Raw genomic sequence first — 8,139 nt, forward strand, 5'->3', positions numbered from 1 at the left:
CTCAATGACTTTCAGCCGCCGTTCGATATGTCGCCGCTCCGGCTCCTGTCGGGTCAAGGCCAGCGCCTGGCGCCACGCCGCTCGCGCCGCCTCCACCTGCCCCAACTGGTAGTGCAACTCCGCCCGTGCCACATGCGCCAGGTGATAGTCCAGCAGCTCCCCCCGCTCCAGAATCCCCTCGACCGCCCGCAAGCCAACCTCCGGCCCATCCCGCTTCGCCAGCGCCACCGCCCGGTTCAGCTCCACCACGGCTGACGGCCAATGCCGCTGCAACACGTCATAAAGCCCGACAATCTCCGCCCAGTCCGTCTGCGCTGCCGTCGATGCTTCGGCATGCACCGCAGCAATCGCCGCCTGCACGGTATAGGCCCCGAACGCGCGGCTTTGCAGCGCCTGGCGCACCAGCTCGCAGCCTTCGTCAATGCGTTGCCGGTCCCACAGGCTGCGGTCTTGCTGCTCCAGCACCACCAGGTTGCCTTGGGCATCGGTTCGCGCCTGCTGCCGCGACGCCTGCAGCAACATCAAGGCCAGCAAGCCGACCGCCTCCGGGTCGGGCAGCAACTGCACCAACAGCCGCGCCAGGCGGATGGCTTCATCGCTCAGGTCCTGCTGCAACAGCGCCTCACCCGATGACGCCGAATAGCCCTCGTTGAACACCAGATAGATAACCCGCAACACGCTCTCCAGTCGTTCGGGCAGTTCGTTCAGCTCTGGCACCTGGTACGGAATGCCGGCATCACGGATCTTGGCTTTGGCGCGGACGATGCGCTGGGCAATGGTGGCCGGGCTTTGCAGGAAGGCGCGGGCAATCTGTTCAGTGGTCAGGTCGCAGACTTCGCGCAGGGTCAGCGGTACCTGGGCATCGGCGGACAGTGCCGGGTGGCAGCAGGTGAAGATCAGCCGCAGGCGGTCATCGGCCAGCAACTCTTCTTCGCTGGGGTCCTGTGCCTGCCCGTCGAGCAGCATGCTCAGGTCGGCTTGGGAGCGGTTAAAACGGGCGCGCCGGCGCAGCGCATCGATGGCCTTGAAGCGCCCGGTGGAAACCAGCCACGCCCTTGGGTTTTCAGGAATGCCGTCGCGCTGCCAACGCTCGACGGCGATGAAGAAGGCATCATGCATGGCCTCCTCGGCCAGGTCGAAATCACCCAGCAAGCGGATCAACGTTGCCAAAATGCGCCGCGACTCCCGCCGGTACACCGCCTCGACTTCGGCGCGCACTTGGGCCAGTGCCGCCATCAGTCGGGCATCCGCTGGGTCACCACCTCCACCAGGCGGTCCAGGCTTTCTCCCCAGCCCTGGTGAAAGCCCATCTCCTCATGGGCCCGGCAGTCGGCGGCATTCCAGTGCCAGGCGCGGGCGGTGTAGCGGGTTTTGCCTTGCTCCTCGTCAAAGCTGATCACGGCGGTCATGAAGGCCTTGTTCGAGGGCACCCAGCCGGGGCCGAAGGCATCGGTGAACACCAGCCGCCGTGGTGCGGCAATGTCCAGAAACACACCCTGGTTCGGGTACTCGCTGCCATCCGGCGCGCGCATCAGGGTGCGGAACAGGCCGCCGGCCCACAACTGCATCTCGCACTCCGGGGTGGTCATGCCGTGCGGCCCCCACCACTGCATCAGCCACTGGGGCTCGGTCCAGGCGCGGAACACCTTGGCCGGGGGCGCATCGATCAAGCGGCTGATGGACAACTCGTGTTGGGCAGGTGCAGGTTGGGCAAGGCTCATTATTGTTGTGCTCCTTTGCTGTCAGGGTTGCAGTTGGCGCACGGGCCTTACCTCGACGCTACCGACCCGTGCGGCAGGAATACCCTTGGCGATGTTCAGCGCCTCGTTCAAGTCGCGGGCCTCCACCAGGTAAAAACCCGCCAGTTGCTCTTTGGTTTCGGCGAACGGGCCGTCGGTCAGGCTCATGTGCCCGTTGCGCACGCGTACCGTGGTGGCGGTCTGCACAGGCTTCAGCGCCTCGGCCGCCAGCATTCGCCCGGAGCCCTGGATGGCTTCGGCATACGCCATGCACTCGGCGTCTTCCGGGCTGTCGGGCAGGCTGTGCAGCAGCCCCTCGTCACAATAGACCAGGCACAGGTATTTCATGGTCGCCTCCAGGGTATTGGCAAAGTGCGTTTGGCGATAACGGCTCAGGGCTTGAGATCGAACAGGGCTTTCTGGGTTTCCATGTCGAACGGCGCCGACCAGTGCTCATGGATCACCTGCCACTGGCCACCCTGACGACGATAGCCCACGGTGGCACGCATGAAGCCGCACTGGCTTTCGTCATCGCCCGGCCCGCAGCGGTTCAGCCAGTGGGCCAGGGCCAGGTCGCCAGCGGCGTGTACGGTGAGTTCGGCCAGTTCGAAGACCATGGGGCCGGTGCACATGCCCATGCACATTTCCCAGTGCGCGGTGTAGGCAGCCTTGCCCTTGAATTGCAGGGCCTGGATGGCATCGAAGGCGACGATGTCATCGGCATAGGGGGCGGTGATGTTGGGGATGTCGCGATCGCGCACGGCCTGCATCCAGCGCTCGATCAGTTGGCGAATCTCGGTTTCGGCTGCGGTGCTCATCGGGGTTCCTCCGACAGGTCATGGGGGGCACGGTGGTGCCTTCACCTATGGTCGAACGGAGAGCGGAGGAATCGACAGGTGTTGGAAATTTTCTGTCGAGCAGAGGCTTTATAGTCCGTAGGAGCGGGCGTCCCCGCGATCCATCTACCGAGGTGGATGGCACCGGCTGCGCAGGTGTTCGCGGCTAAAGCCGCTCCTACAGGGATCGCTTCAGCTTCAACCTTGCTGACAACCCTCACCCATGGCCCGGTACTGGATGGTATGCACCTGGCCTTGGTGGTCTTCATAGGTCATCGTGGCAGGTACCACTTCGCAGACATTGGGGATGGTCGACAGGTTGATCACCCGTTTGATGTCCAGGTTCATGGAGTAGTCGTACTGCTGGGCCACAGGCTGGCTGGAGACGGGGGTGGCCTCATCGGCAAGGGCGAACGAGGACATACCGACCAATGCAAGAATCAGTAATGGTTTCATGTGGATTTGCCTTTTGAGCATTCAAGCTGATCGATTGACTTCTATTGCCGTGAACGGCGCGGAGAAGTTGCCATCTACGGTGAAGATGGCACGAAGTACCGATCCCGCTTCGTACTGCCAGGGGGGATGTGTAAAAGTCTACTCCCGCTTGGCAATAGTTGAACCCCGCAGTCGGATATTCACCCTTGCCGGATTTGCAACAATCTGCGTCAAATTGGCCGCAAACCATCAAGCCAGAGCCTCTGGCCAGCTTTCAGGGCAGGACTCGCCATTTCATTAAAATATCTTCACTGCTCGACGCTTTCGGAGACAGAACGCCGGCTGCTAGACCATTTTTACCGTCAGCACGGCTCGCGCATGCGTGCTGCGAGCGATGCGCAACTGTGGGTGGCGAGGGCGCCGGGTATCATTGCAGGCTTGAGCCTGAGCCCTGTGGGCGATGGCTATTGGCTGACCGGGTTGTTCGTCGACCCGCAACAGCGCAACAAGGGGATGGCCGGACGCTTGATCGAAGCGGCGCTGGAGCAGGCCAATGGCCCAACCTGGCTGTTCTGCCACCCGGACCTGGTGCCCTTCTATCAGCGCCTGGGTTTCCACATGGCCGGGCAACTGCCCGAAAGCCTGGCAAGCCGCCTGCTGCGCTACCAGCGCAGCAAACGCCTGGTAGCGCTGGAGCGGGCTCAGTCGTCGCTGACGTCGAGCCCCGGGAACAGCACCTCGGTGTAACCGAACTTGGCGAAGTCCTGAATGCGTGACGGGTAAAGCCGCCCGATCAGGTGATCGCACTCGTGCTGCACCACCCTTGCATGGAAGCCGTCGGCAAAGCGGTTGATCGGGTTGCCCTGGGGGTCGACCCCTTCGTAGCAGATGTGCTTGAAGCGCGGCACCACGCCGCGCAGGCCAGGCACCGACAGGCAGCCTTCCCAGCCGTCCTCGACCTCGGTGGAGGTCGGTGTGATGACCGGGTTGAGCAAAATGGTCTGCGGCACCGCTTCGGCATCCGGGTAACGTTCGCTGCGCTCGAAGCCGAAGATCACCAACTGCAGGTCGACGCCAATCTGCGGCGCGGCCAGGCCGACACCGCCCACATGCCGCATGGTTTCGAACATGTCGTCGATCAGTTGCTGCAGTTCGGCCGTGCCGAACAGGTGCTCGGGCACGGGCGGGGCGATGCGTAGCAGGCGTTCATCACCCATTTTAAGAATGTCGCGGATCATCTGGTGTTCGGCTCGACAGTATCGGACGCGTTCGGGTTGGGGTGCTCGTGGCCCAGCACCGTCAAGGTTTCCTTGGGCTTTTCGCCGTTGAAATCTTTTTCGCCCGGGTTCTTGCCTTCGGCTGACATGTGCTCGATCACCGCATTCATTTCGGCGCCCAACAGCAATACGGCAGCCGAGATATAGAAATACAGCAACAGCACGATGATTGCACCAATGCTGCCGTACATGGCGTTGTAGTCGGCAAAGGTTTTCACGTAGTAGGCAAAGCCCAGCGAGGCCACGATCCACACCACCACCGCCAGCACCGAGCCGGGTGTGATGAAGCGAAACTTCTGTTTCACGTCGGGCATCACGTAGTAGATCACCGCCACGGCCACCATCAGCAGGATGATGATCGCCGGCCAGCGCAGGATGGTCCACAGCGTTACGATGAACTCCTGCATGCCCACCTGTGAGGCAATCCACTCCATCACCTGCGGCCCCAGCACCATCAGCGCCGCCGCCACCAGCAGCATGCCGGCCAGGCCCACGGTGTAAATGATGGAAAGCGGTATGCGCTTCCATACCGGTCGCCCTTCGGGCACGTCGTAGGCGGCGTTCATGGCGCTCATCATCAGGCGCACGCCCGCCGACGCGGTCCACAGGGCAATCACGATACCCACTGACAGCAGCCCGCCCTTGGACTGCTGGAGCTGGTCGATTACCGGGTTAACCTGCTCCAGTGCCTGGGGCGGCAGCACCAGCTCGGTTTGCAGGCGCAGCCAGGAGAAGAAATCTGGCAGGTGCAGGAAACCGATCAGGGCAATCAGGAACAGCAAGAAGGGGAACAGCGAAAACAAGGCTTGGTAAGCCAGCGCGGAGGCATAGGTGGACATCTCGTCGTCGAGGAATTCCTTGACGGTGCGTACCAGCACGCGGTGCAGGGGCAGACCGCGCAGGTCGGGGAAAATCATAGCGTCTCCTTTCGCCGCTTGATCATTACAACAAACAAGTCTAATAGACCATGCGGTTGCTGTGCTGCTCCCGGCCGTGCTGGAAGAATTTGCTTACGTAAATACCAGCCTGTTCGCGCAGGTCAGACGCGAACAGGCTGGGTCAGCCCGCTTCAGATCAAGGCTTCTTCACCGCATCCTTCACATTGCCCTTGATCTGCTGCGCCTCGCCTTTCAGCTCCTGCGCCTTGCCTTCGGCCCGCAACTTGTCGTTGTCGGTCACCTTGCCGACGCCCTGCTTGATGTTGCCGATCGCTTCGTTGGCCAGGCCTTTCGCTTTGTCTGTAGTACCGCTCATGGCAAAACTCCTGCAATGGGAGACACGTGAACCGTGTCGACAGTCGGTGGACCCAACGCCCTCGCCAGGAGTTTCAACGGATTTGTAACGCGTGCGCCAAGCGGTAAAAATACTGGCGAATACCGCACCGAATCGGCCCTGCGCCCGCGCGATGCCATCAGCCCTGCCCGGCCAGTTCGGCACCCACGTGCGCAGCACCACCCGCCCTGGGCTGGCGGTGCGCGATACCCAAGGCGCGCATTTGAGCGGCGTGGAGGTGCACAACTTCTGCCGCGTCAGCCCCAACGCAAAGGTCTTCATCAAACCTTGCCCCGCCCAGTGCCACCCCTCACAATGCAGGCCTTCATAGCGTCAACCCGCAGGAACCTGCATGAAACTCGACAAACCCGCCGCCATCGCCCGGCGCAACGAAGCACTGGCCAAACCGGTGCTGAACAGCAACAACACGCTGTTCGCCATCCTGGACAACAAACGCAACCTGTGGTGGTTCGAAGTACCCGTGAAGCTGCTGGGCAAAGGCCAGGCCGACTGGGTCAACCTGCTGTTGCACACGCCAGAAAGCGATGAGCTGCAGCACCTGAAGGTGCCCACCAATTTCCTCAAGGCTCACCTGGAGCAGATGGAAGTGCGCAAGCCCGGCAAACGCCGCTCGACCATCAGCCTGGCCCTCAGCGCTGACCGCGACTCGCTGCTGCGCGACACCCGTCCGGGTGGCGAGCAGCTGGATTTTCGCAACTTCGTGCAGGCGTAAGGGCAGTCAGACCTTTTCGATACGGTCGTCATGGATGACGATCAGGCCCTGCTTGAACAACCCGCCAATGGCCTTCTTGAAGTTGCCTTTGCTGACGTTGAACAGCTTGCTGATCAGCGCCGGGTCGCTCTTGTCGCACACGCCCAACACCCCACCTTCAGCCTCCAGGCGTGCCATGATCTGCTCTTGCAGGCTGTCGGACAGGGCCGCGCCCACTGGCTGCAGGCTGAGGGCGATCTTGCCGTCGTGGCGCACTTCCTTGATGAAGCCCTTCTCGTGCATGCCCGAACGCAGAAACTTGAACACCTCGTTCTTGTGAATCAGGCCCCAGTGGCGGTTGTTGATGATGGCCTTGAAGCCCATCGGCGTTTCACCGGCCACCAGCAGCTCGACCGGTTGCCCGACCTTGTAGTCAGCCGGTGTGACGTCGAGGTAGCGGTCCAGGCGTGAAGTCGCGGTGATGCGGCGGGTGCGCTTGTCGAGGTAGACGTGCACCACGCAGTAGTCGCCGATCTTCAGCGGCCGTGCCTCTTCCGAGTACGGCATCAGCAGGTCCTTGGACAGGCCCCAGTCCAGGAAGATGCCGGCACCGTTGATGTCCTTGACCTTGAGGCTGGCGAATTCGCCGACCTGCACCTTGGGCTTTTCGGTGGTGGCGATCAGCTGGTCTTCGCTGTCCAGGTAGATGAACACGTTCAGCCAGTCATCGACTTCGGTTTCGGCGTTTTTCGGGATGTAGCGCCCGGGCAGCAGGATCTCGCCGTCGGCACCGCCGTCCAGGTACAGGCCGAAGTCCACGTGCTTCACGATTTGCAAACTGTTGTAACGCCCAAGCAGAGCCATTTCTGATGATCCTCAAGACAAGGGGGCTATTCTACACCTGAAGCCATCACACCGTCCGACCGCTGATGCAGTGGAACCGTCCGTGCTCCCTGCGTCTACGATCTGGCCCGATTCGGGAAGGAACAGCACATGCCTGCACGCCTGTCCAAAGCCCTGCTTGTCGCTATCGGCTTCGCCCTGGCCCTGGCCGCCTGCAGCCGTATCGACCTGGCCTACCGCAACCTCGATCGCCTGGTGCCGTGGTCGCTGGGCGATTACCTGGACATGAACCGCGAGCAGAAAGCCATGCTCGACGACCGATTGCGCGAGCACCTGGCCTGGCATTGCAAGACCCAGCTGCCCGGTTACCTCGACTGGCTGGACCGGGTACGCGGCATGGTCGCTGACGACCAGGTGACCGACCAAGCCCTGCAGCAACGTACCCATGAGGCCCGCGAGGCGATTGGCCGGGTGGCAGAAGCCATCACCCCGTCGGCCACTGAACTGCTGCGTGGCATGAGCGACATCCAAGTGGCGGAAATGCGTGATGCCTTTCGCGACGACATCAGCGAGCGGCAGAAGCAGTATGTGGATACACCGCTGGCCAAACAGATCGCCCGCCGTACCGAGCGCATGGAAAAACGCCTGACGCCATGGCTGGGGGAACTGACGCCGGTGCAGAAGCAGCGGGTGCAGGCCTGGTCGCAGGCGCTGGGTGACCATAACCGCGAATGGATCGCCAACCGCGCCCACTGGCAGCAGCAATTGCTGCTGGCGATGAACCAGCGCAATGACGCCAGTTTCGAGCCGCGGCTGGCGACGTTGCTGCAGCGCAAGGAGAGTTTGTGGACGCCGGCGTATCGTGCGGCGTTTCAGAATACCGAGCGGCAGGCCCGGAGCTTACTGGTGGACCTGGTGCAGCAGAGCACGCCGCAACAGCGGCGGTTTTTGCAGGATAGGTTGGGCAAGGTGCGGACGGATTTCAGTGAGTTGAAGTGTTTGAGGGGATAATTGTGCTTTGCAGG

Annotated in this window: 12 protein-coding genes; 3 read left to right on the plus strand and 9 right to left on the minus strand. The window is 62.1% G+C overall.

Going from position 1 to position 8,139, the window contains the following annotated elements; genetic code table 11:
- The 5 genes from ACF8R4_RS11780 to ACF8R4_RS11800 form a co-directional block, all read right to left on the minus strand.
- Positions 1–1,236, minus strand: a 1,236-nt coding sequence (locus ACF8R4_RS11780) for an RNA polymerase sigma factor (protein WP_060498693.1), incomplete at its 3' end; no start/stop codon positions are given.
- Positions 1,236–1,721: an SRPBCC family protein gene (locus ACF8R4_RS11785; protein WP_104835365.1), complete on the minus strand. Its 486-nt coding sequence runs from the start codon at positions 1,719–1,721 to the stop codon at positions 1,236–1,238. The genes ACF8R4_RS11785 and ACF8R4_RS11780, both read right to left, overlap by 1 nt.
- A gap of 21 nt (positions 1,722–1,742) precedes the next feature.
- Positions 1,743–2,087, minus strand: a complete 345-nt coding sequence (locus ACF8R4_RS11790) for a YciI family protein (protein WP_016711912.1) — start codon at positions 2,085–2,087, stop codon at positions 1,743–1,745.
- 44 nt (positions 2,088–2,131) lie between these two features.
- Positions 2,132–2,557: a nuclear transport factor 2 family protein gene (locus ACF8R4_RS11795; RefSeq protein WP_104835366.1), complete on the minus strand. Its 426-nt coding sequence runs from the start codon at positions 2,555–2,557 to the stop codon at positions 2,132–2,134.
- A 216-nt stretch (positions 2,558–2,773) separates the two neighbouring features.
- The gene (locus ACF8R4_RS11800) at positions 2,774–3,031 is read right to left on the minus strand and encodes a DUF2790 domain-containing protein (RefSeq protein WP_016711914.1); all 258 of its coding nucleotides are present in this window, start codon (positions 3,029–3,031) and stop codon (positions 2,774–2,776) included.
- A 357-nt stretch (positions 3,032–3,388) separates the two neighbouring features.
- Between ACF8R4_RS11800 and ACF8R4_RS11805 the strand changes: the two genes are divergently transcribed.
- Positions 3,389–3,757 (plus strand): GNAT family N-acetyltransferase, encoded by a 369-nt coding sequence (locus ACF8R4_RS11805; RefSeq protein WP_060498690.1) that lies wholly within the window; start codon positions 3,389–3,391, stop codon positions 3,755–3,757.
- On the opposite strand, the gene def is transcribed toward ACF8R4_RS11805, so the two are convergent.
- From def to ACF8R4_RS11820, 3 genes are all read right to left on the minus strand, one after another.
- Entirely contained in the window at positions 3,712–4,248 is a 537-nt protein-coding gene (def, locus tag ACF8R4_RS11810; protein ID WP_016711916.1) for a peptide deformylase, read from the minus strand. The two genes, ACF8R4_RS11805 and def, sit on opposite strands and share 46 nt — an antisense overlap.
- A complete protein-coding gene (locus ACF8R4_RS11815) occupies positions 4,245–5,204 on the minus strand; it encodes a YihY/virulence factor BrkB family protein (RefSeq protein ID WP_060498689.1) in 960 nt (319 codons plus the stop codon). The genes def and ACF8R4_RS11815 overlap by 4 nt, the downstream gene beginning before the upstream one ends.
- A 157-nt stretch (positions 5,205–5,361) precedes the next feature.
- On the minus strand, positions 5,362–5,541 hold the full coding sequence (locus ACF8R4_RS11820) for a CsbD family protein (RefSeq protein ID WP_060498688.1): 180 nt from the start codon (positions 5,539–5,541) through the stop codon (positions 5,362–5,364).
- Between the two features lie 370 nt (positions 5,542–5,911).
- On the opposite strand from ACF8R4_RS11820, the gene ACF8R4_RS11825 reads away from it, so the two are divergent.
- Entirely contained in the window at positions 5,912–6,292 is a 381-nt protein-coding gene (locus ACF8R4_RS11825; protein WP_060498687.1) for a hypothetical protein, read from the plus strand.
- Positions 6,293–6,298: 6 nt separating this feature from the next.
- On the opposite strand, the gene ACF8R4_RS11830 is transcribed toward ACF8R4_RS11825, so the two are convergent.
- The gene (locus ACF8R4_RS11830) at positions 6,299–7,135 is read right to left on the minus strand and encodes a S1 RNA-binding domain-containing protein (protein WP_016711920.1); all 837 of its coding nucleotides are present in this window, start codon (positions 7,133–7,135) and stop codon (positions 6,299–6,301) included.
- Positions 7,136–7,264: 129 nt separating this feature from the next.
- Here ACF8R4_RS11830 and ACF8R4_RS11835 point away from each other — a divergent pair, with 129 nt between their 5' ends.
- Positions 7,265–8,125 carry a DUF6279 family lipoprotein gene (locus tag ACF8R4_RS11835; RefSeq protein WP_060498686.1) on the plus strand — a complete coding sequence of 287 codons (861 nt, stop codon included), beginning with the start codon at positions 7,265–7,267 and terminating at the stop codon, positions 8,123–8,125.
- Positions 8,126–8,139 lie beyond the last annotated feature (14 nt).

The organism is Pseudomonas sp. FYR_2, from assembly GCF_043106425.1.
GTDB classification, from domain to species: Bacteria; Pseudomonadota; Gammaproteobacteria; order Pseudomonadales; family Pseudomonadaceae; genus Aquipseudomonas; species Aquipseudomonas monteilii.